The organism is Flavobacterium sp. WC2430 (genome assembly GCF_040822075.1).
Classification (GTDB): Bacteria; Bacteroidota; Bacteroidia; order Flavobacteriales; family Flavobacteriaceae; genus Flavobacterium.
Genome location: NZ_CP162007.1, coordinates 2212478 through 2235648, shown reverse-complemented (window position 1 = coordinate 2235648; position 23171 = coordinate 2212478). Strand labels below are relative to the sequence as shown.

Genomic DNA, 23171 nt, shown 5'->3' with positions numbered 1-23171 from the left:
TAATAATTAAAATCTAAAAAAATGAAAAAAATAGTATTATCAATTGCCCTTATTATTGCTGTTATAATTGGATGTAAAACCAACAGTAGTTCTAGTGATGCTAAGAAATTAGTCATTGCATTTGAACCAAAAAGCAATAGCAAAGTTTCAGGTACGGCCACTTTTACCGAAAAAAACGGGAAAGTAACTTTTGTAGCTAAGTTAGCCGGTTTACAACCTGGCGTTCATGCCATCCATGTCCACGAAAAATCAGATTGCTCAGCAGCAGATGGTAGTTCAGCAGGTGGACACTGGAATCCAACATTTAAAAAACATGGGAAATGGGGCGTTGGAGAATACCACAAAGGGGATATTGGAAACTTTACAGCTGATGCAAATGGAAATGGAACCATCACTTTAACTACAGACGAATGGTGCATTGGATGTGGAGATCAAACAAAAGATATTCTAGGTAAAGGTTTAATTGTACACCAAGGAACTGATGATTTCACCTCACAGCCCTCAGGAAATGCAGGTGCAAGAGTCGCTTGTTCAGCAATTATAAAATAAATCAGCTAAGGAAAATACCCCATTTTGGAAGAAAAAGAACATCATTATTTTAAGAATGCAGTAGAATGGCGCAATTGGCTTCATGAAAACCATACCAACTCCAATGGTGTTTATTTGATTTTTTATAAAGTAGACAGTGCTGTTGAAAGCATGCGGTGGGAAGAAGCAGTTCAAGTTGCGATTTGTTATGGATGGATTGATTCTACTGTCAAAAAATTAGATTCCGAAAGAAGAAGGCAAGCATTCTCCCCTAGAAAAGATAAAAGTGTATGGAGCAAACTCAATAAATCCTATATTGAAAAATTGCTCCATGCTAATTTAATTCACGAAAGTGGTTTAGCAAAAATTGAAACTGCAAAAAAAAATGGATCTTGGACTAGTCTTGATAAAGTGGAGGATTTGATAATGCCTACTGACTTAGAAAACGCATTTAATAAAAATAGTAAAGCCTATCAAAATTATCTCAACTTTAGTCCTTCCTATAGAAAAAGCTACCTATATTGGCTCAATCAAGCAAAACGGGAAGAAACAAGAAACAACAGAATTACCGAAATAATCAATTGTTGTGAGAAGAATATGAAATCTAGAAATTAATACTAATTTAATTATTAATTGAAGATTGCTTTTTTATAAATTAATAAATAAACTTTAGCTTTACAGCTTTAAAATAAAACCATGATTAACCCTTCGGCTCCAGGTTGGATAGACAAATATTTTAGTAAACAAAAACTCAAGGAAGTAAACGTTTCAACGAGTTCTGATTTATTCTATCAAAAAATCAGAAAAACTGGTTTTATATACGGACACATTGTCTCCTTTGAAACTGCAGTGCCAATTAACACTAAAGGATGGGTACAAAACGAAGTACCAAAAGTGGCTCTATTAAACACTTTGCATGCTATTTATTCGTTAACAACCCAAGATAACAATCCGGAAAATTTTATTACTAAAGCGCTGTCTTTTTATAATGAAATGAACCCGAAAGGTTTCAGTTTATTTAAAAAAGTGTTACCAAACAGTGGTCCCTCTTTAAATTTAGAAAAAATAATAGACGAAAGAGTGCAAACCAATATTGACATTATCAATAAGAACTTTTCTCATATTGTGACCAATGCATTATTATTTGTAGATGTTTTGGCTTTTCGCCAATATTTACTTCACGAACAAATACCCGAAAAGTATTTAAAGAAAATTGAAGAAACCATAAATAGCCTTGTCTCACTTGCTTTAAAAACCAAGTTAAACAAATCTAATTATGATGATTTATTAATTAAACTTTTTGAAGCATCTGTACGTTACAGTAAATTCTCGAAAGTAAATGTCCAAAATCTAGAAGAATTGAATTTGGATTACTTTAGCAGTGAGTTAGAAAAATATTACTTGATTGACATGGCCGGAATGGCGTTGTGGAGTGATGGCCAAATTGAAAATGAAGAAGTCTATTTTTTACATAAATTGGGGGAGTTATTAAAAGTTCCCGATGACTTTGTTACGGATAGTATTAAAAGTACCGATGACTTCATAAACAAAAATAAAAAGGACATCCCCTATTTTAATTATTCGAATCCCGTTAAACATTTTTATGATCAAACAACACAAAGTGTTATCACGTTAATCAGTCGAAATAAAAACAGACTGGTTAAAGAAATTGTTGAAAGTAAAGAATTAATGATTCTATTAGCAACTTCTACAAGAAGAGATTTGGATGAAAAAGAAAAGAAAAAGGTAAAAAAACAGTTGTTGGATATCTGTAAATCTGTTCCTTCATTAACTATTTTTTTATTGCCGGGAGGAAGTTTATTGTTACCTATATTAATCAAGTTTATCCCAAAGCTACTACCATCAGCTTTTAATGAAAACTTAGATGTAGAATAAAAAAAAAAGTCGCTTTAAAAAGCGACTTTTTTTTATTAAAATTTAAGTTGAAATACTTCATCTAAATCTTTATTCGAACTAATATTTACTTTTAAGTCGGTTACAAAACCAGAATTTAATCCGTAAACCCAACCGTGAATACTTAAATCTTGACCGTTTTTCCAAGCCGCTTGAACGATAGAAGTTTTAGATAAATCAAAAACTTGTTCTTTAATATTTATTTCAACAAAAGCATTAAAACGTTCCGTTTCGTCTTCTATAGAATCTAAATAAGTATTATGCAAACGATATACATCTTTAATATGACGAATCCAGTTGTCAATAATTCCAATCGACTGATTCCCCATTGCGGCTTTAACACCACCACAACCATAGTGACCACATACGATTACATGCTTTACTTTTAATACATTAACTGCATAATCAAGCACACTTAACATGTTCATATCTGAATGTACCACCATATTGGCGATATTTCTATGAACAAAAACTTCTCCTGGTTTAGCACCAATGATTTCGTTCGCAGGAACACGACTGTCTGAACAACCTATCCATAACAATGGTGGAGTTTGCCCTTTGGCTAAATCAGCAAAAAAATTTGGGTCTTTTGCTAAAGCTGTTTCAACCCACTCCTTATTATTATCTAATATTTTTTTATAAAAATCACTCATTTTTTTCAGTTTTAATATTTAATATTCCAAATTAACCAATCATCAAAATTCACGGTTAAAGTACAAATAATTTATTTTATGTAGTTAATTTTTAAAAGACGCTTCGGTTACTTCTTTTTTTACCATTTGTCTTTTCGCAACATCATAATAATGTTCAAATGTAACATGATTGGCTAAATCAGGGCTATTTTCTAAATCATACGCTTTTTTAAACCCTTTTAACTTCACTTTTATATTTTCATCTATAGCACGAGTATTTTTAAATTCACGTATCAAATCTAAAATATCATGAGCAATATACACTGTATCATTGGCATTTATAATTACTTTAGAATTTTCAGGGATATCATTTAAAGTGCTTTTTATTGCCGCTTTATTTAAAAACGAAACCTCTTGTGCTAGATCAATGTGAATAATATCACCATCTAAATACTCTTCTTTTTTAAAGCTATAGGCTCTTTTAAGATTTCCTTTTAAGATAAAAATGATACTAATAACAATTCCTAAAGCAACTCCTTTAAGTAAATCAGTTGTTACCACAGCAACTAAGGTGGCAACAAAAGGTATAAATTGGTACTTCCCTTTTTCCCAAAAGTGTTTGAATGTTGCTGGTTTAGCTAATTTATATCCCACTAAAATTAATATAGTAGCAAGTGTCGCTAACGGAATTTTATTAAGTATAACAGGAATAACCAATACACTAATTAATAGTAAAATACCATGAATGATAGCTGACATTTTAGATTTTGCACCAGCTGCATTATTAGCTGAAGTACGCACAACAACTGAAGTCATAGGCAAACCACCAAGTAATGCACTTACAATATTACCAATACCTTGTGCTTTTAACTCCACATTAGTATCTGTATATCTTTTCTGTTCGTCCATTCTATCTGATGCTTCAATACATAACAATGTCTCAATTGAAGCAACTATAGCAATAGTCAAACCTACTACCCATACTTTAGGATTTGTAATACCTGCAAAGTTTGGGGTAACGATAATCCCTTTTAACTCCTCAAAAGAAGTAGGAACGGGTAACGAAACTAAATGCTGATTTGATATTGCTAATGAACTTCCAGATGCTATAAAAATTTCATTTAAAACAATTCCTGAAACTACCGCAATTAAGGCCCCCGGAACTAATTTTAGTTTCTTTAAGAACGGTACTTTATCCCAAGAAATTAGGATAATTAATGACACAACTGTAATTACAATTGCACCTAATTGAACGTGATTAAATACTTCAAATAGGGAGGAGAACGAGTTGTCTCCGTTTCTTTGTACAAACGATTGATCTCCTTCAAAATCGGCATCATATCCAAAGGCATGTGGCAATTGTTTTAGAATAATAATAATTCCAATACCGGCAAGCATTCCTTCAATAACGTTAGTTGGGAAATAATTTGAAATACTACCCGCTTTTATAAAGCCTAAAGCAAGTTGAATAAATCCAGCAATCAAGACTGCTGTCAAAAAGATATCAAAAGCACCAAAATCAGTGATTGCAGTTAATATAATTGCTGTTAAACCAGCTGCTGGTCCAGATACACTTAAATGCGATTTACTTAAATACCCCACTACAATTCCGCCAATAACACCTGAAATAATTCCTGAAAATAAAGGGGCTCCTGAAGCCATTGCAATTCCTAAACACAAGGGAAGCGCCACCAAAAAAACCACTAAACCAGAAGCAAAATCTGATTTAAGGTTAGCAAAAAGATTGATTTTTTTTGTCATAATAGTACAATAAATGATACATAAACAGACTATACATGTAAAATGTAAAGCAGTTAATTTTTTAAAATTTAATCGGAAATATTATGCCAAATCAGGCGGAGGGGAAAAGATACTAGCACTAATTTTATCATGCTTTGACAAGTTTTCAGAAAGTATCAAACTAGTTTTATTATAATTACTTAATAAAGATACATCTTGTAATTCACTATAGTAATCAAACACTTTAAATTCTTTTTTAGCATGTTCTTCTTCGGTCATGCTAAAAATTACTGAGGTATCACAAGATTTCTCTATCATCCTAACTATAGTAGGAGTCGATAGAAAAGCAATAAATAAGAATAATAATAAACGAGCTATTAACTTCATGTTTGCAAAAATAAGGCATAACTTATAAAATAAAAACTATGTGCAAAAAAATTTATAAAATTTTAACACAATAAAAAAACGCCCAGTTATTAATTTGTTTAAAATTGGGCGTTTATCATTCAATAATATATTAATCTATTCTTCTAGCCAAGCTTGCATCATCCAAATTGTTTTTTCTTGTTCAGAAATGAAATCACTCATCATAGCATTCGTTCCTTCATCATTAATTTCACCCGTTTTGTTGAGAATTTCTCTTTCAATTTTTAGTAAATGAGATAAAGAATCCACTATTAAGTGAATCGCTTTTTCATCATTGGAAATATTTTTCCCCACAATAAGTTGATTATTATTTATATATTCTTCAAATGTATGTAGAGGTGTTCCCCCTAGTGTAAGGACACGCTCTGCAATCATATCTATTTTTAATTGGGAGTCATTATACAATTCTTCAAATTTAATATGCAAATCAAAAAAACGCTTTCCTTTAATGTTCCAATGAATCCCTCTTAAATTTTGATAATAAACTTGAAAATTAGAAAGTAATACATTTAATTCATTTACTATTAGTTGTGACTCTTTAATGGGTAAACCTAAAATATTCATTTTCATAATTTTTAATTTTATCCAAATTTACCTTATAAAACAGAAAAAAATACTATAACTTAAATTGATTGTTTTTATATTTGCATCATAAAATACTATAGATGACAATTACACAATTAAAATACGTCCTTGCAGTAGCCGAACATAAAAATTTTACTTTGGCTGCTGAAAAATGTTTTGTTACCCAACCTACTTTGAGTATGCAAATCCAAAAAATAGAAGAAGAATTAAGTATTCAGATCTTTGATAGAACAAAAAAACCGATTCAGCTTACTGATATTGGGCAAAAAATTGTCAATCAAGCTAAAAACATAGTTAATGAAGCCGATCGAATTCAGGACATTGTAGAACAACAAAAAGGGTTTATTGGTGGGGAATTTAGATTGGGAATCATCCCAACGATAATGCCTACGTTACTACCTATGTTTTTAAACAATTTTATAAAAAAATATCCAAAAGTAAAACTTATTATAGAAGAGCTTAATACGGAGGAAATAATTACCAAACTAAATAATGGCCATCTAGATGCGGCTATTGCAGCGACTCCATTAATGGAAGAAAAAATCAAAGAAATTGTTTTATACTTTGAACCATTTGTCGCTTACATTCCTGAAAGTCATCACCATTTTCAAAAAGAAGAAATTGAAGTTTCAGATTTAAATTTAGACGAAATATTGTTATTGCAAGACGGGCATTGTTTTAGAGAAGGAATATTAAATTTATGTAAACATACCGCTAAAAATGAATTCAATCATTTCCAAATTGAAAGTGGGAGTTTTGAGACCTTGATAAAATTAGCGGATGAAGGTTTAGGAACAACACTACTTCCCTATTTGCATACATTAGATCTAAAAGATTCAGATAAAATAAAACTCCGCCAATTTAAAGAACCAAAGCCGGCACGCGAAGTGAGTTTAATATATCCAAAAAGTGAATTGAAAATTCAAATAATTGATGCATTAAGAAGCACCATTGCAGGAGTAATAAAAGGGGCAATTGTTTTTCAAAATGTTGAAATTATTAGTCCAATTCAAAAGAAATAGACAATAGTAATCCCCTTTTATTCGCAAACTATAGCAACGCATTTTATCAATTCTGGCTTCATATTCGTATAAAACTTAAGCCAGTTTCTTAAATGTTCCATTTCATAAGGCAATAAATTTTTTAACGCCTTTTTTAATTCTTTAGTAAACAAATCAGGGTTTAGGCTGACTTTTTCAAGTGAATCTTTAGTATAAAAGTAGATTAATCTAGACATGGTAAATTGTTTAAAGTGTGACTGATTTCATTTGATAAAAAAATCTATACTTCCTTTAATACAAAAGACAGGCCAAAGTGCACTAAGTTTGGATAAAATCATAGCTACTTCAAAACATTTACTTATTTAAAAAACTAAAAAAAGGAATCCATTAAAATGGATTCCTTTTTTTTATTCATTTACTATAAACAAACATTTTTGTAATTCTGGTTTTTCAAAAGTGAAAAAATCTAGCCATTTCTTTAAATGCTCTATTTCATAAGGCAATAAGTTTCTAACCGCTTTTTTAAGCTCTTTGATGAATAGCTCTGTATTGAAACTTACTCTTTCAAGTACCTCTTTTGTGTAATCGTAAATCATTCTAGACATAACAAATAAGATTTATAAAGTTATCAAATAAACATACTGTAAATATAAAGAATACGAAATTGAATTAAACCAAAAACAACGACAAAATACATTAAACATCGTCTAAATACATAATTGTCATTTATTTTTATTAAAAAACTTACAATGTAAAAAAAATAACAAACAAATTAAATAAAATAATAAAAACTAAAACCATAAAAAAAGGAACCTATTAGGCTCCTTTTTACTATTTATTGGTTTACGATTAGTAAACATTGTTTTAGTTCCGGTTTTTCTATTATAAAATTAAATAACCATTCTCGCAATTGCTCCATTTCGTATGGTAACAATGTTTTAATTGCTTTTTCTAATTCTTTGCAAAAAAGCATTGGATCAAAACTTACTCTTTCTAATATTGATTTTGTGTAATCAAACATGATTTTCGACATAATTAATTAAGAATTTTAGGTTAGATTATTATTTAACTTATTGTAAAAGTACATTTTTTATAAATATAACTTTTAATATTAACGTATATTTTTGAATTTTATTTCATGTTTAAAATATATGTTAATTTATTAAAATATTCTTATTCTGACTTTCTAGCACGAAACATTTCTCTTTTTCCAGGGGGGCCTTCCAGTTTTTCAACAGTGAAACCTACTTCAATCATACTCCTTTTTACAACTCCTCGAGCCGCATAAGTAACTAAAACACCATTATTTCTAAGAGCATCATACATTTTTTTAAAAACAGCTGTACTCCATAATTCGGGCTGCACCCTATATCCAAAGGCATCAAAATAAATTAAATCATATTTGTCTTGATCCTCTATATCCGTAAAAAATTGTTGCCTTTTAACTAACGAAAAATGGGTGTCTAAAACCGTTTTTTCTTCCCATTTACTCTGATGCATTTTTTCAAAAACAGACTTATCTAAACTGGCATTAAGCTCCTCTACATAATTCATAGAAAGTAATTCCTCGGAAGATATAGGATACCCTTCTACTCCAACATAGTCAATTGTTTGATTCATTTTTTTACTTTCCAAAAAAGTAATGAAAGCATTGAGACCTGTTCCAAAACCAATTTCTAAAATAGATACATTATTATTTTGAAACAACGAAAGACCATTTTTTATAAAAACATGTTGCGCTTCTTGAATTGCTCCATGCTTTGAATGATAACATTCATTCCATTCTTTTATGTGTATGGTAGTAGAACCATCTAAAGTTTTTATAATTTCTCTATTCAAAATATTGTTTTTGATATTATTAAATAATTTATGTGATTTACTTTTGCCAAAATTAATCAAAAACTAAGAAAGTTAGTTTATAAACGCTACTGTTTGTTACATAATTAATAGAAATAAGAGCTTTTTATTTCGGTTTTTTTATAAATAAATAAATCACAATTAAAAGCGACAATTAATGTTATTTTAGCAAGTAATTAATTGATTTTTATTTAATTTTGCATCAAATAAAGTTGAAACTACGATTAATTGATTCTTTTAACTCAATTAATAATTTGCATTCAAAAATATAATAAAATAAAAACATAATTATGAGTACCACTCAAACTAACAAAATTGAAATAATTAAAGCACAAACTTCAAAAATAAACGAAGTAGATTTTGAAAATTTAAGCTTTGGATCTGTATTCACGGATCATTTACTAGAATGTGATTTTAAAAATGGAGAATGGCAAAAACCTGTAATTAAGCCTTATGCTCCTTTTTTACTAGATCCTTCTGCAAGAGTCTTCCATTATGGTCAGGCTATTTTTGAAGGTATGAAAGCGTACAAAGATGATAATGATGCCATTTGGCTTTTTAGACCTGATGAAAATTACAACCGTTTCAATCACTCTGCTTCAAGAATGGCAATGCCAGAAGTTCCAGAAGAAGTTTTCATGGATGGTCTTAACGAATTATTGAAATTAGATAAAGCTTGGATAAAATCTGGAAAAGGAAATACATTATACATCAGACCATTTATGATTGCCACAGGAGAAGGGGTAATTGCAAACCCATCTGATGATTATAAGTTTATGATTATTTTATCTCCTGCTAAATCATATTATTCAGGAGAAGTAAAAGTACTTATTGCTGAACATTTCAGTAGAGCTGCTAATGGTGGTATTGGTGCTGCTAAAGCTGCTGGTAATTATGCTGCCCAATTTTACCCAACAAGTTTAGCTAATAAAGAGGGTTTCCAACAGATAATCTGGACAGATGATGCAACACATACTAAACTGGAAGAAGCAGGAACAATGAATGTGTTTTTTAGAATAAATGACACTTTACTTACTGCTCCTATAAGTGAAAGAATTCTTGATGGTATCACTAGAAAAAGTCTTATCGATTTAGCACAAAAAGAAGGTATTACAGTTGATGTACGTCCCGTTCTTGTTTCGGAACTTGTTGAAGCTTCAAAAAATGGTACTTTAAAAGAAATATTTGGCGCTGGAACTGCAGCAGTTGTAAACCCAATCATCGGGTTTTCATATCGTAATGAATATTATGAATTGCCTAAAATAGAAAATTCATATGCTTCTCAACTGAAGGATAAATTAACTAACATTCAGCACAAATTAGCTGAAGACACATTTGGTTGGACCGTTAAAGTATAAAACCAAAACCATAGCACTAAAAAAGCGCTTTTCATTAATTGGAAAGCGCTTTTTTTCTATTTTAAATTTTAATAAGTAGAATTGATTCTCTCAACCAAAATACCTTTTCTATTACTTACCAAGAATTTTCGAAAAATCTGGTTTAAAATAATTTGGTCCCTTCATCACTTTTCCGTCCTCACGATAAATAGGGTTTCCATCTTCTCCTAATTTACTCATATTAGAACGTTGAATTTCATCAAAAACGGCTTCAATCTTGTGTTGCAATCCATGCTCAATAATAGTTCCGCAAAGGATATACATCATATCTCCCAAAGCATCAGCAATTTCTACTAAATCATTATTTTGAACTGCTTCTAAGTATTCTTCATTCTCTTCTTTCATTAAATGATAGCGAAGTGTTTTTTTCACTTCACCCAAATCGGCAATTGGTAATTCACTATGTCCAATTTTAAATGCTGTATGAAATTCCTTAACTGAATCAATTTGTTTCTGCATGATTTTTATTTTACAAATGAAAAGGCAAATTAGTAACAATTCTTAAACAATTAACTATTTTTGTCCAAAATAATTTAAACTATGTTTAGTCAAGGACAATTAGTATTTGCAGGCCTATTTTTTGTTGCTTTTGTTATTGCAATGATCTATGCTTATAGAAAAGATTTAAAGTTGCATAAAGTATATTACAAAGGAAATTATAAAATCTTAATTGGTTTTCTAATTTTTATTGGAATTTTATTTGCTATAAAAGTATTTTTCAAACGATAATCCCTTTTTTAAGAAATATAAAAATGCTTGCTAATTTGCAGGCATTTTTTGTTTTCAAATTGAAAGCAAAATTTCTAAGTATTTTTATAGCAATGTAAATACTTGTAAGATTTAAGTAACAAATTACAATTATTCGTAATTTTGCCTCCTATTTAAATAAATAAAATAGGACATAGTATAATATATTCATAATTAGTATAGCATATTAATAAAATATCTAACTTTACATCAGAAAACAATCAATTTATTATGAGGATTTTAAAATATATATTTCTTTTACTATTACTTAGTTTTGTAGCATTGTCGATTTTTATTGCCACCCAAAAAGGTGATTTTTCTGTTGAAAGGAGTAAAATTATTAATGCTCCAAAAGCGGCTGTGTTTACTTATGTAAATGATTATAGAAACTGGGCTGATTTTGGTTCATGGATTGCCGAAGATCCTGAAATGAAACTACAGTATCCTCAAAATACAATTGGTAATGGTGCTTCGTATACATGGGAAGGAAAAGATGGAAATGGGTCCATGCAAACGCTTTATGCAAAAGAAAATGACAGTATTTCTCAAAAAATGGACTTTAACGGAACCAAATCTTCTATTTATTGGAATTTTAAAGATACTTTAGGTGGAACTAAAGTAACTTGGAAAAGTGAAGGGAAAATGAGTTTCCTTTTCAAAATATACACCGCCTTAAACGGAGGAATTGATAAAGTTATAGGCACCATGTATGAAAAAAGTCTAGTAAACTTAGACAAAGCACTTGACTATGAAATAAATACTTTTTCGATAAAAGTCGATGGATTAACAAAAAAACCAGAACTATTTTATTTGAGTCAAAGTTTCACAAGTGAAATCGTTAAAGTGAATAAAAATTTTAAAATTGTAATCCCTAAAATAATTGCTTTTTGCGAGCAAAATGATATCCCCGTGAATGGCAAGCCTTTTATAATTTACCATACTTATGATTTAGTAAGCCAGTTGACAAAAATATCGATTTGTGTTCCTATTAAAAAAGAAATATTTATAAGTCAAGGAAGCGATATTGTATCCGGAAAACTGGACCCTTTTGATGCAGTAAAAACGACATTAACTGGTGATATATCGCATGTTAAAAAAGGATATGATAAAGCAATTGAATTTCTAAATAAAAACCAACTTACCCCAAATCCAGCAATTTCGCATATCGAAATTTATACTATCAATAAAACGGAGATTAAAAATCCTTCAAAATGGATTACAGAAATTTACATTCCATTTATCCCTAAAGAAGAACCTAAAAAAACGTATTACCAAGCACCAGTAAATTCTACTCCAGATGAAACTACAACAACTGTATCTAATAATACAGTAGAACCGGTAAAAATCAATAAACCTGCAGTTAAAAATACAGAACCAAAAAAGGTACCTGTTCTAAAAACTAAAGAAGAAAAATCTGAATTTTAATTTTTTTAAAGAAATGGATTAAACCTTTTGGCTAAATTCTATTCTAATACTATAAATAGTTATTTTGCCCGAAGAACAGGAATTTATACAACAGTTATTAAACCCAAAAATGCAAAATGAAGCATTTCAAAAACTCTTGTTAACCTACCAAAAGCCACTTTATAACCATATCAGAAATATCGTTTTAAACCATGATGATACGGATGATGTTTTGCAAAATACATTTATAAAAGTTTTCAAAAATTTAAAAAACTTTAAAGGAGATAGCAAACTATTTTCATGGATCTACCGAATTGCAACTAATGAGGCTCTTACTTTTCTAAATCAAAAGGCTAAAAAAAACGGAATCACATCCGAAGCGTTACAAAATAAAGTCATTGACAATTTACAAGCAGATGTCTATTTTGATGGCGATGAAATTCAGATAAAATTACAAAAAGCGATAGCTACCCTTCCCGAAAAGCAACAATTAGTATTTAAAATGAAATATTTTGAAGAACTAAAATACGAAGAAATATCAGAAATAATAGGCACCTCAGTGGGAGCATTAAAAGCTTCATATCATCATGCAGTTAAGAAAATTGAATCCTTTGTAAAAAGCAATTAAACCTTTTGAATTAAATTAAGTCTAACGTATATCATGAAAGAATTTAAATTAGAAAATAGTACTAAGATTGAAACGGGTTTTAAAACTCCAGACCATTACTTTGAAAAATTTTCAGCTGAATTATTACTGAAATTACCACATAATGAACCAAAAGTAATTCCTTTTTTCAAAAGACGAAATACTATTTTTATGTTGGTTGCGGCTTTATTTGTAATTGCTTTAATGATTCCGATACTAAATACAACACAAGTAAATACGATGACAGAGCTAGATGAAACAACGTTAGAAAATTACTTAAGCTACCAAACAAATGTTAATCAATATGATCTAATAAATGTATTGGATGCAAAAGATATTGATAAAATAGATGCTCCAGTCGCATTAGAAGAAAAAACCATCGAAGACATCCTTGTTGATAATGCTAACTTAGAACATTTTATAATTGAGTAGCTTGAAATGCTACAATAAAAATGCAAATTATAATATAAAATTAAAAAAAATGAACTTTAAAAAAATCCTCCCAATACTCCTACTCTTTACTTCATTTCACTTTTACGCTCAAAGTGCAGATATGAAAGAAAAGAAAGAGCAAATAAAAGCCTTAAAAGTAGCTTTTCTAACTACTGAACTAGATTTAACGACCAAAGAAGCTCAAAAATTCTGGCCTGTTTACAACACCTATGATGACGCCCAATTTGAAATAAGACATCAAAAAATGAAATCCTATATGCATCAAATTAATGATGCAGCTTTAGATAAGATCAGCGAAAAAGAAGCCTTAAATTTATTAAATAAAATGGAAGCTACTGATGAAGAATTATATCTATTACGCAAAAAATTTGTTAGAGATTTAAAAGAGATTCTTCCAGCAGTTAAGATACTAAAACTTCGAAAATCAGAAGAGAATTTTAATAGAAAACTGCTACACCAATATAGAGATAGAGGTAATAGAAATTAATAATTTACTACTTTATTTAAAACCCTAAACATTACTGTTTAGGGTTTTTTTTTATAAATTTAATTCGGATCATCTTATCTTTTCCAGCTGCAATTGCCGTATGGTTATCGATAAATCGAATAGTAAATAACGATGGATCAGATGCTAGTTGTTTCCATGAATTTCCACTATCATAGGAGTAATAAATTCCCAATGCACCAACGCTCACCAATGATTTCCCTTTGCTATGTGGTACATACTGAATGCAAGAAGCATAACCAAAACCTTGGTTTTCAGCTACTAAATTCCATGTTTTACCTCCGTCAGATGTTCTTGATTTATTTCCATAATTTTGATTCAGAGACTCATAATCCCCTCCTGAAATAAAACCATTCTTACTATCGTAAAAATCTGCTGTAAAAATTCCAGCCATTGCTTTCCCTTGTACAATAGGTGTTTCATAAATTTTCCAACTTAACCCTTTGTCATTAGAGAATAAAACTCTTGCCTTTTTGCCACCAGTCACTATCCAAGTAGCATTTCCCTTAATAACAATATTAGTATTACTAGCAGCAAAAGCAGCCTCTCCTTCCGCCACATTAGGGAGTTGATTACAGTTTAACTTACTCCAAGTATTACCACCATCTCTAGTTATAATTATGGAAAGACAGTCATCAATAGGATCTCCTATAGCAATTCCTTCTTGGTTATTCCAAAACTGCATACTATCGTAAAATACTTTTTCGTGGTTCTCCTGATAAACTAATGTTGTTTTTAATTCCGTTTTTGATACTTTATAAAGCAAAGCGGGATTAGAAACCGTCAATAAAAATATGTTTTTTTGAGTTTGGGCTCCACTCCTAAATTCTAACATTAAAGAATCGTTGGCAATCTTCTTTTCAAACTTTGCTTTTTTCTTCAAATCATAGAAACCAAATCTGGAATTATTAGCGGAATACCAAATTTTATTTGCATCAATAATTACGGATCGAATACTGATATTGTCTTGAAATAAAGTATCAATCTTTATGGAAGTATAAATAGTCTTATCCTTACTTTTTATATCATAAACTACTGTTTTACAAGAATTTAACAATAAAAACATTGTAAAAATAAAAAACACATTTCTCATTATAATCGAATTATTTAAAAGCTAAAATACAATTAATTATAGGAATAGCAATTGCACTAAAATTTTATTGGCACAGTAATTGGATAATTAAAAAATATAATACTTAAATAAACTTGTTATGAAAACTAAAATACTAATAGTAACTCTATTAACTTCCCTATTTGCAATGCAAATGCAAGCTCAAAATAGAGCGCGAGTTAATGCCATGAATAATGAAATTAGTGATAATTTAGATTTGAGAGCTGTTGCCGATATTTTTGGTGACTCAAGAGATCTTCAAGATTTTGAGAGACAGTTAAATGATCCTGAGCTTCAAATTTCAAATTTAGATTTAAATAATGATAACGAAGTTGATTACTTGCGTGTCATTGAAACCGTAGAAGGTAGAACTCACGTTGTAATCATTCAATCAGTACTTAATCGTGATGTTTATCAAGATGTAGCTACAATTGAAGTAGAAAAAGACAGATACAACAATGTGCATTTACAAGTTGTAGGAAATGAATACATGTATGGTCCAAATTACATTTACGAACCAGTATATTATAGCACGCCAACAATATATGCTTCTTTTTGGTCCTACAACTACCGTCCTTATGTATCAAATTGGTATTGGAATTTTTATCCTTCTAATTATTATGCATGGAATCCATATCCAGTATACAGATATAGAAACAACATTCAAATTTCATTAAACTTCAATAATAACTATAACTACGTAAACTATAGAAGAAGTAATCAAGCTGCTGTATTATATAGCTCAAGACGTTCAAACGGATATGAAAGACAACATCCTGACTATGCTTTTAATAGAAGAAATTCAAATGTGACGAATCGTTATGAACTAGATCAAAGAAGAGGAACTAGAAATACCAGTTCTATAAATAGTACTACTTCATCTAGAGAAAACTCCGGTAGAAGAACAAATACAGATAGAGACTATTCTCAAAACAGAGGAAACACTTCAAGAGATGTTAGTCCACAAAGAAGAACAGAAACTCAAAGAGATAATTCATCAAGAGGAAATAGCACTAGAGAAACTACTCCACAAAGAGATTATTCACAAAACAGAGGAAACACTTCAAGGGAAGCTACTCCACAAAGAACAGCGCCACAAAGAGATAATTCATCAAGAGGAAATAGTTCTAGTGAAGCAACTCCACAAAGAACCGCACCCCAAAGAGACAACTCTTCAAGAGAATCTGCTCCGCAAAGAACAGCACCACAAAGGAACAATTCTTCAAGAGAATCTGCTCCGCAAAGAACAGCACCGCAAAGAGACAATTCTTCGAGAGGTAATAGTTCAAGAGAAGCCGCACCCCAAAGGGATTTTTCTCAAAACAGAGGGAATTCTTCAAGACAATCAGCTCCACAAAGAACAGAATCACAAAGAGACAATTCTTCAAGAGGAAACAATAGAAGGTCTTAAAAAGAACACTTCTTCAAAATTATAAACACGGTGCTTTAACACCGTGTTTTTTTATGTCTTTTTCGAAAAAAAAAGCCCTAATTTATTTAAAAAGAGTAAATTTGTCGTGTTTTTTAAAAATAATACATGAGCACTTCGCATAAAAATTTACATTCAAAATTAACTTTAGGAGGTTTATTAATTACATTAGGTATTATATATGGTGATATTGGGACCTCCCCGTTATATGTAATGAAAGCCATTCTTGGAGATCATATTATTAATGCAGATGTAGTTTTAGGAGGCATATCATGTGTTTTTTGGACCCTGACATTACAAACGACGATAAAATATGTAATCATTACATTAAGCGCAGACAATCATGGTGAGGGAGGAATTTTTGCTTTATATGCTTTAGTCAAAAAAACCAAAATACAATGGCTCATAGTCCCCGCTATTATCGGTGGAAGCGCACTACTAGCTGATGGAATAATTACCCCACCCATTTCTGTTTCTTCTGCTGTAGAAGGTATTAGAACGTACTATCCAGAAATAAACACCATACCAATTGTAATCGGAATTTTATTTGTCCTTTTCACTATTCAGCAATTCGGTACCAAATTAGTAGGAAAGTTTTTTGCTCCTATGATGCTTATTTGGTTCAGCATGCTTGGAATTCTTGGATTAATCCAAATTACAAAGCACCCTGAAGTATTCAAAGCTTTTAATCCCTACTATGCATATCATTTACTATCCATTCATCCAGACGGATTTTTTGTTTTAGGGTTTGTATTCCTATGTACCACAGGAGCTGAAGCACTTTATTCAGATATGGGCCACTGTGGACGAAAAAATATCCGAATCAGTTGGATTTTTGTGAAAACAACTTTAGTACTTAACTATTTTGGACAAGCAGCTTATCTCATTCACCATGAAGGACAAACATTACAAAGTCTAGGAGGATCTAATGGAAATCCATTTTATCTAATCATGGCCGATTGGTTTCAACCTATTGGAATTGTAATTGCAACATTAGCAGCTGTCATTGCTTCCCAAGCTCTTATTAGCGGTTCATTTACTTTAATAAATGAAGCGATGAGATTGAATTTTTGGCCAAAAGTAAAAATAAAGTATCCTACTGAATTAAAAGGTCAACTGTATATCCCATCTATCAACTGGTTGTTGTTTTTTGGTTGTGTTGGAATAGTTTTGCATTTTGAAGAGTCCAGCAATATGGAGCATGCTTATGGATTAGCGATAATTTTATGTATGATTATGACTACTATTTTACTTAATTTCTATTTAATTATGAAAAGAGTAAAATTATATTTTATAGTACCATTGATAACCATCTATCTGTTAATTGAATTAAGCTTTTTAGCAGCAAACATAACAAAGTTTTCTGAAGGTGGCTATGTAACTTTAATCATTGCTATGGTACTGATTTCAATCATGACCATTTGGTACTTGGCTAAAAAAATTAATAAAAACTACACTAAAATTGTAAAAATAGATGATTACAAAAAAGTGTTGAAGGAATTAAGTGCTGATTTATCCATTCCAAAATATGCAACACACTTAGTGTATATGACTAATGCTAATCGTGTGGATGAGATTGAAGAAAAAGTGATGTATTCTATTTTACAAAAAAGACCAAAAAGAGCTGATATCTATTGGTTTGTCCATGTAAACATCTTGACAGAGCCTTATAAAACAGAATACAAAGTAAGCGAAATTATTAAAGATGATTTATACCGTGTAGATTTTAATTTAGGATTTAGAGAACCTACTAAAATCAGCCTTATGTTCAAGGAAGTAATTAAGGATATGGTTAAAAAAGGAGAAGTAGATATCACTAGTAGATATGAATCTTTAAATAAGAATAACATTATCGGGGATTTCAAATTTGTATTATCTGAAAAATTCCTTTCAAATGACAGTGATTTATTATGGCATGAAAAATTGATTATGAATTCTTATTTCTTAATCAAAAAACTAAGTCTATCTGAAGAAAGTGCTTTTGGACTAGACAGTAGCTCCGTTAAAATAGAAAAATTCCCAATGGTGCTTCATGCTCCAGAAAACATTGGGTTAACTCGAGTTAAATAATATCAATTTATATTGAATTTTAAAAAACACTGTGTTTAAACAGTGTTTTTTTTTGCTGTTTAAAATATAAAATCAACATTCATTATTTAAAATTTAACTTTCGATCAATTAATACTACCTTTGCACCTCAATTAATAAAAATGAGATTACACAGAAATTTAGTTTACACTACTATAGATTCCTTAAATGCAATATTTAACGAAGGAGAATATGCGGATAAAGTAGTTGCCAGAGCCTTAAAAAAAGACAAACGTTGGGGAAGCTCAGATAGAAAATTTGTTGCTGAAACGATCTACGAAGTAGTTCGATGGAAACGATTATATGCAGAAATTGCAGAAGTAAAAGAGCCATTTGATAGAGATAATATCTGGAGAATGTTTTCAGTATGGGCAGTATTAAGAGGATACCCAATTCCTGATTGGCGTCAACTGGAAGGAACTCCTGAGAGAAAAATAAAAGGTCGTTTTGATGAATTATCAAAAGTAAGAGCCCTTAAAGAATCTATTCCTGACTGGATGGATGAAATGGGAGTAAAAGAATTAGGTGAAAAAGTGTGGTCAAAAGAAATCACAGCTCAAAATCAACCTGCTAAAGTTATTCTAAGAGTAAACACTCTAAAAACTACTAAAACAGAATTAAGAGCGATCTTAATGGATTTAGACATTGATACCGATGTCCTTAAAGACCAACCAGATGCTTTAGTATTAAAAGAAAGAGCTAATGTTTTCATGACTGATGCATTTAAACAAGGCTTTTTTGAAGTTCAAGATGCCAATTCACAACTTGTTGCTGCTTTTCTTGATGTTAAGCCAGGAATGCGTGTTGTAGATACTTGTGCGGGTGCAGGAGGAAAAACATTGCATATTGCTGCTTTGATGGAAAACAAAGGACAATTGATTGCTATGGATTTATATGAAAGTAAATTAAAGCAATTAAAAATTAGAGCAAAACGCGATGGTGCTTTCAATATTGAATACCGTATCATTGATACTACTAAAGTGATCAAGAAATTACACCAAAGAGCAGATCGAGTATTGATCGATGCCCCTTGTAGTGGATTAGGAGTTCTTAAAAGAAATCCTGATGCGAAATGGAAATTACAACCTGAATTTATTGACAATATCCGCAAGGTACAAGCAGAAGTTTTGGAAAGTTATTCTAAAATTGTAAAACCAGGTGGAAAACTAGTATATGCAACATGCTCTGTTTTACCCTCAGAAAATCAAGAGCAAGTAGCTAAATTTTTAACAACGGATATAGGAAAAGAATTTAACTTTATAAAAGACCAAAAAATTCTAGCTCATGAATCTGGATTTGACGGTTTTTACATGGCTCTTTTAGAAAGAAAAGAAGATGTAACACCAAAAGAAGTTAAAGTTAAAGTAAAAGAAATAAAAGAAACAAAAGCCTAATATTATTTCCTTCTAAATAACAAAAAATGCCCTCATAATGAAGGCATTTTTTATTGTAAAAAGAAGCAAAAACAAAAAAGTCCTCGAAAATTTCGAGGACTTTTTTTATATCTTTTTTATTCTATTCTCTTTAATCTGAATTTAATCATTCATCGAAATTAAAAACTCTTCATTGTTTTTCGTTTGTCTAAAACGATCGTTTATAAAACTCATTGCTTCAACAGGATTCATATCAGAAAGATATTTTCTCATAATCCACATTCTTTGCAACGTTTTCTCATCTAACAACATATCATCACGTCTTGTACTTGAAGAAGTTAAATCAATAGCTGGGAAGATACGTTTATTAGCAATTTTTCTATCCAATTGCAATTCCATATTACCAGTACCTTTAAATTCTTCAAAGATAACTTCATCCATTTTTGAACCAGTTTCAGTCAAAGCAGTTGCAATGATACTTAATGAACCTCCATTTTCTACATTACGGGCGGCTCCAAAGAAACGTTTTGGTTTCTGTAAAGCATTAGCATCTACTCCTCCACTCAATACTTTACCTGAAGCAGGTTGTACCGTATTATAGGCTCTCGCCAAACGGGTAATGGAATCTAATAGAATTACAACATCATGCCCACATTCTACTAAACGCTTTGCTTTTTCAAGTACAATATTAGCAATTTTAACGTGTTCTTGTGGCTCTCTATCAAATGTAGAAGCAATTACTTCACCACGTACACTACGTTGCATATCCGTAACCTCTTCTGGACGTTCGTCTATTAGTAAAACAATTAGATATACTTCAGGATGATTAGCAGCAATTGCATTCGCAATTTCTTTCAACAACATGGTTTTACCCGTTTTAGGTTGTGCGACAATCATACCACGTTGCCCTTTTCCTATAGGAGAAAACAAATCAATGATACGAGTAGAAATAGTGCTTTGTCTTTCGGCTAAATTAAATTTTTCTGATGGAAAAACAGGCGTTAAATGTTCGAATGAAACTCGATCACGAACCACTTGTGGATCATGCCCATTAATTTTTAACACACGAACTAAAGGAAAAAACTTTTCCCCTTCTTTTGGAGGACGAACTACACCTTTTACGGTATCTCCAGTTTTTAGACCAAACAATCTAATTTGTGAAGTTGATAAATAAATATCATCCGGTGAAGCTAGGTAATTATAATCGGAAGAACGCAAGAAACCATAGCCATCAGGCATCATTTCTAATACTCCCTCACTTTCAATTATTCCGTCAAATTCAAAATCTGAATCTCTAAAATTATTTTTTTTATTTTTAAAATTAGGGTTTTGATTTTGTTTATTTAATTGATTTGGATTTATTTTTTTAGCAGGAGGAGCAACTTCAGTAGCATCTGTTTTTGAAACATTTTCTTCTACTACTTCTTTATTTTCGTCTTTAACAACTACTTCTTTTGTTTCTTCTTTATCCTTTTTTAAAGCTATTTTCTTTTCGTAAGCTGATTTATTAAACTTAATAACCTTACCTACTTTCTTTTCTGGAATTACATTCTCTTTTTCATCTTCGGTTTGCGAATTAACTGCATCAACTTGTGCAATTACCTCCGCAGGCATTTCCATTTTAATTTGAAGATCAGCTTCAACAGGAGCTACTTCTTTAAAAATAGTTTTATTTGTAGTTTTTTGAATAGCGACCTTCTTAACTGGTAGAATACGGGCTCTTTTAGGTTTATTATCCTCAACTGGAGCATCCGAATTTTTATCTAATGTTGAATCAACAGTATTGTTTTGATGTTCTAAAATCGACCCAATCAAGGTCTCTTTTTTAACACCATTAAACTTTATGGTTTTAGCTGACTTAGCGATTTCTTGAAGCTCAGAAAGCTTCATTTCTTTTAATGCAGAAATATCAAACATGAATGTTCTATGAGTTTAATTAATTTGGTAATACTATAAAAGATAGGTAGTAAATATTTTATTTTGAATTGACCGCAGTATGAAGTGCTTACGGTATTGTTATGCAATAATACGAATAAAATTTAATGATACAATAGTATTTTAAAAAAAGAAAATATATTTTTGTACAACAAATTGAAACAATGATACAGAGAATTCAGACTATTTATTTAATTCTAGCTTTTGTAGTTACTGGAATTTTACCTTTTTTATTTCCTTTATGGACAATGAATGACGGAAAGGAATATTTCTTTATGCAAAACCAGATTTATGTAATTTTATTGGGATTAAGTACAACACTTACTATCTTAAGTATTGTTTCGTATAAAAAAAGACAGAATCAATTTGTCGTTGGCAGATTGAATATGATATTAAATTTAATTTTATTAGGATTATTTGTATATCGTTCATTAAATGTATCTGGAGAAACAGCTCTTGTTTCTGAGAAAGGTATTGGGATGTTTCTACCTATTATTGCTATCGTATTATTAGTCTTGGCTAATAAGGCCATCAAAAAGGATGAAGATCTTGTAAAATCTGTGGACAGATTGAGGTAAACCTATAAACTTAGTTTATTAGTGCGAAGGAAACCCGAATGTAACAGTTCGGGTTTTTTTGTGCTTCAAAAAGAAGCATTTAATAAATAAAATCTTATAAATGATAAGTAGTTTTTTTTTCCTAAATTTGAATACTGTTTAACTATAATATGACAAAAAAAATAAGGATACACCTTGCTGACGATCATCAAGTTCTCATTGATGGGATGAGAACTTTATTAAATACAATCTCAAATTTTGAGGTTGTAGGTTTTTCTTTGGATGGAAGCACGCTATATGACGACGTCACTAACAACAATACAACTATTCTAATCTTAGACATCAGTATGCCTAAAAAAGACGGTATAGAGGTTGTCAAGGAATTTGCTGAAAAAGGGTTTCCTTGTAAAGTAATCATTCTATCTAGTTATGATGATTTAAAAATTATACAAGAAGTGATGAAGCTTGGTGTTAATGGGTATCTAACAAAGCAATGTGCTGGCGAAAATATAGTCGAAGCCATTCAGGCCGTTTCAAATGGTGAAGATTATTTTTGTACTACCGTTAGAGAAAAAATATTCAATTCAGCTACCAAAAATATCTCAAAACTTAATAAATACAAACCTACTATCGACTTGCTGTTAACTGGTCGAGAAATTGAAATTACAACCTTAATTGCATTAGAATATAGTGGAAAAGAGATAAGCGAACAATTATTTATCAGTTCAAATACGGTTGAAACACATCGTAAAAACATCATGAAAAAACTAAAAGCAAAAAACACCATTAGCCTAGTTAAATTTGCCATTAAAAACAAATTAATTAAATCGTGAAATTTAATTA

At 30.5% G+C, this 23171-nt stretch carries 26 protein-coding genes; 15 read left to right on the top strand and 11 right to left on the bottom strand.

What is annotated here, in order from left to right; all coding sequences use genetic code 11:
* Window positions 1–21: 21 nt before the first annotated feature.
* The 3 genes from AB3G36_RS09830 (at window position 22) to AB3G36_RS09820 (ending at window position 2424) form a co-directional block, all read left to right on the top strand.
* Window positions 22–549, top strand: coding sequence for a superoxide dismutase family protein (locus tag AB3G36_RS09830; protein WP_367752234.1), 528 nt, complete (start codon window positions 22–24; stop codon window positions 547–549).
* Between the two features lie 24 nt (window positions 550–573).
* Entirely contained in the window at window positions 574–1143 is a 570-nt protein-coding gene (locus tag AB3G36_RS09825) for a YdeI family protein (RefSeq protein ID WP_367752232.1), read from the top strand.
* 81 nt (window positions 1144–1224) lie between these two features.
* Entirely contained in the window at window positions 1225–2424 is a 1200-nt protein-coding gene (locus AB3G36_RS09820; RefSeq protein WP_367752230.1) for an LETM1-related biofilm-associated protein, read from the top strand.
* Between the two features lie 35 nt (window positions 2425–2459).
* Here AB3G36_RS09820 and can read toward each other — a convergent pair whose 3' ends face one another.
* The 4 genes from can to AB3G36_RS09800 all read right to left on the bottom strand — a co-directional run bounded on the left by can (window position 2460) and on the right by AB3G36_RS09800 (window position 5810).
* Complete coding sequence (can, locus tag AB3G36_RS09815) at window positions 2460–3095, bottom strand: carbonate dehydratase (protein ID WP_367752228.1); 636 nt, start codon at window positions 3093–3095, stop codon at window positions 2460–2462.
* 84 nt (window positions 3096–3179) lie between these two features.
* On the bottom strand, window positions 3180–4835 hold the full coding sequence (locus AB3G36_RS09810) for a SulP family inorganic anion transporter (RefSeq protein WP_367752226.1): 1656 nt from the start codon (window positions 4833–4835) through the stop codon (window positions 3180–3182).
* Between the two features lie 81 nt (window positions 4836–4916).
* Window positions 4917–5201 carry a hypothetical protein gene (locus AB3G36_RS09805; RefSeq protein ID WP_367752224.1) on the bottom strand — a complete coding sequence of 95 codons (285 nt, stop codon included), beginning with the start codon at window positions 5199–5201 and terminating at the stop codon, window positions 4917–4919.
* Between the two features lie 135 nt (window positions 5202–5336).
* Entirely contained in the window at window positions 5337–5810 is a 474-nt protein-coding gene (locus AB3G36_RS09800; RefSeq protein WP_367752222.1) for a Dps family protein, read from the bottom strand.
* A gap of 95 nt (window positions 5811–5905) precedes the next feature.
* Between AB3G36_RS09800 and AB3G36_RS09795 the strand changes: the two genes are divergently transcribed.
* A complete protein-coding gene (locus AB3G36_RS09795) occupies window positions 5906–6847 on the top strand; it encodes a LysR substrate-binding domain-containing protein (RefSeq protein WP_367752220.1) in 942 nt (313 codons plus the stop codon).
* 17 nt (window positions 6848–6864) lie between these two features.
* Here the strand turns inward: AB3G36_RS09795 and AB3G36_RS09790 are convergent, their stop codons facing one another.
* The 4 genes from AB3G36_RS09790 to mnmD all read right to left on the bottom strand — a co-directional run bounded on the left by AB3G36_RS09790 (window position 6865) and on the right by mnmD (window position 8665).
* Window positions 6865–7062 carry a hypothetical protein gene (locus tag AB3G36_RS09790; protein ID WP_367752218.1) on the bottom strand — a complete coding sequence of 66 codons (198 nt, stop codon included), beginning with the start codon at window positions 7060–7062 and terminating at the stop codon, window positions 6865–6867.
* A 171-nt stretch (window positions 7063–7233) separates the two neighbouring features.
* Window positions 7234–7431, bottom strand: coding sequence for a hypothetical protein (locus tag AB3G36_RS09785; RefSeq protein ID WP_367752216.1), 198 nt, complete (start codon window positions 7429–7431; stop codon window positions 7234–7236).
* A 230-nt stretch (window positions 7432–7661) separates the two neighbouring features.
* Complete coding sequence (locus AB3G36_RS09780) at window positions 7662–7859, bottom strand: hypothetical protein (RefSeq protein ID WP_367752214.1); 198 nt, start codon at window positions 7857–7859, stop codon at window positions 7662–7664.
* A gap of 140 nt (window positions 7860–7999) precedes the next feature.
* On the bottom strand, window positions 8000–8665 hold the full coding sequence (gene mnmD, locus AB3G36_RS09775) for a tRNA (5-methylaminomethyl-2-thiouridine)(34)-methyltransferase MnmD (protein WP_367752212.1): 666 nt from the start codon (window positions 8663–8665) through the stop codon (window positions 8000–8002).
* Window positions 8666–8973: 308 nt separating this feature from the next.
* On the opposite strand from mnmD, the gene AB3G36_RS09770 reads away from it, so the two are divergent.
* Window positions 8974–10041 (top strand): branched-chain amino acid aminotransferase, encoded by a 1068-nt coding sequence (locus tag AB3G36_RS09770; RefSeq protein ID WP_367752210.1) that lies wholly within the window; start codon window positions 8974–8976, stop codon window positions 10039–10041.
* Between the two features lie 111 nt (window positions 10042–10152).
* On the opposite strand, the gene AB3G36_RS09765 is transcribed toward AB3G36_RS09770, so the two are convergent.
* Window positions 10153–10539 carry a hypothetical protein gene (locus tag AB3G36_RS09765; protein WP_367752208.1) on the bottom strand — a complete coding sequence of 129 codons (387 nt, stop codon included), beginning with the start codon at window positions 10537–10539 and terminating at the stop codon, window positions 10153–10155.
* A gap of 81 nt (window positions 10540–10620) precedes the next feature.
* Here AB3G36_RS09765 and AB3G36_RS09760 point away from each other — a divergent pair, with 81 nt between their 5' ends.
* The 5 genes from AB3G36_RS09760 to AB3G36_RS09740 all read left to right on the top strand — a co-directional run bounded on the left by AB3G36_RS09760 (window position 10621) and on the right by AB3G36_RS09740 (window position 13817).
* The gene (locus AB3G36_RS09760) at window positions 10621–10809 is read left to right on the top strand and encodes a hypothetical protein (protein ID WP_367752206.1); all 189 of its coding nucleotides are present in this window, start codon (window positions 10621–10623) and stop codon (window positions 10807–10809) included.
* A gap of 249 nt (window positions 10810–11058) precedes the next feature.
* Complete coding sequence (locus AB3G36_RS09755) at window positions 11059–12252, top strand: SRPBCC family protein (RefSeq protein WP_367752204.1); 1194 nt, start codon at window positions 11059–11061, stop codon at window positions 12250–12252.
* A gap of 64 nt (window positions 12253–12316) precedes the next feature.
* Window positions 12317–12859, top strand: a complete 543-nt coding sequence (locus AB3G36_RS09750; protein WP_367752202.1) for an RNA polymerase sigma factor — start codon at window positions 12317–12319, stop codon at window positions 12857–12859.
* Window positions 12860–12892: 33 nt separating this feature from the next.
* On the top strand, window positions 12893–13309 hold the full coding sequence (locus AB3G36_RS09745) for a hypothetical protein (protein ID WP_367752201.1): 417 nt from the start codon (window positions 12893–12895) through the stop codon (window positions 13307–13309).
* A 49-nt stretch (window positions 13310–13358) separates the two neighbouring features.
* A complete protein-coding gene (locus tag AB3G36_RS09740; RefSeq protein WP_367752199.1) occupies window positions 13359–13817 on the top strand; it encodes a sensor of ECF-type sigma factor in 459 nt (152 codons plus the stop codon).
* Between the two features lie 31 nt (window positions 13818–13848).
* Here the strand turns inward: AB3G36_RS09740 and AB3G36_RS09735 are convergent, their stop codons facing one another.
* On the bottom strand, window positions 13849–14901 hold the full coding sequence (locus AB3G36_RS09735; RefSeq protein WP_367752197.1) for an oxidoreductase: 1053 nt from the start codon (window positions 14899–14901) through the stop codon (window positions 13849–13851).
* 145 nt (window positions 14902–15046) lie between these two features.
* Here AB3G36_RS09735 and AB3G36_RS09730 point away from each other — a divergent pair, with 145 nt between their 5' ends.
* The 3 genes from AB3G36_RS09730 to AB3G36_RS09720 all read left to right on the top strand — a co-directional run bounded on the left by AB3G36_RS09730 (window position 15047) and on the right by AB3G36_RS09720 (window position 19857).
* Complete coding sequence (locus AB3G36_RS09730) at window positions 15047–16357, top strand: hypothetical protein (protein ID WP_367752195.1); 1311 nt, start codon at window positions 15047–15049, stop codon at window positions 16355–16357.
* 126 nt (window positions 16358–16483) lie between these two features.
* Window positions 16484–18445 (top strand): KUP/HAK/KT family potassium transporter, encoded by a 1962-nt coding sequence (locus tag AB3G36_RS09725; RefSeq protein ID WP_367752193.1) that lies wholly within the window; start codon window positions 16484–16486, stop codon window positions 18443–18445.
* Between the two features lie 140 nt (window positions 18446–18585).
* Entirely contained in the window at window positions 18586–19857 is a 1272-nt protein-coding gene (locus tag AB3G36_RS09720) for an RsmB/NOP family class I SAM-dependent RNA methyltransferase (RefSeq protein ID WP_367752191.1), read from the top strand.
* A gap of 141 nt (window positions 19858–19998) precedes the next feature.
* Here the strand turns inward: AB3G36_RS09720 and rho are convergent, their stop codons facing one another.
* The gene (rho, locus tag AB3G36_RS09715) at window positions 19999–21753 is read right to left on the bottom strand and encodes a transcription termination factor Rho (protein ID WP_367752189.1); all 1755 of its coding nucleotides are present in this window, start codon (window positions 21751–21753) and stop codon (window positions 19999–20001) included.
* A 182-nt stretch (window positions 21754–21935) separates the two neighbouring features.
* On the opposite strand from rho, the gene AB3G36_RS09710 reads away from it, so the two are divergent.
* Both AB3G36_RS09710 and AB3G36_RS09705 read left to right on the top strand, forming a co-directional pair.
* Window positions 21936–22349 carry a DUF4293 domain-containing protein gene (locus AB3G36_RS09710; RefSeq protein WP_367752187.1) on the top strand — a complete coding sequence of 138 codons (414 nt, stop codon included), beginning with the start codon at window positions 21936–21938 and terminating at the stop codon, window positions 22347–22349.
* A gap of 149 nt (window positions 22350–22498) precedes the next feature.
* A complete protein-coding gene (locus tag AB3G36_RS09705) occupies window positions 22499–23161 on the top strand; it encodes a response regulator (protein WP_367752185.1) in 663 nt (220 codons plus the stop codon).
* Window positions 23162–23171: the final 10 nt, after the last annotated feature.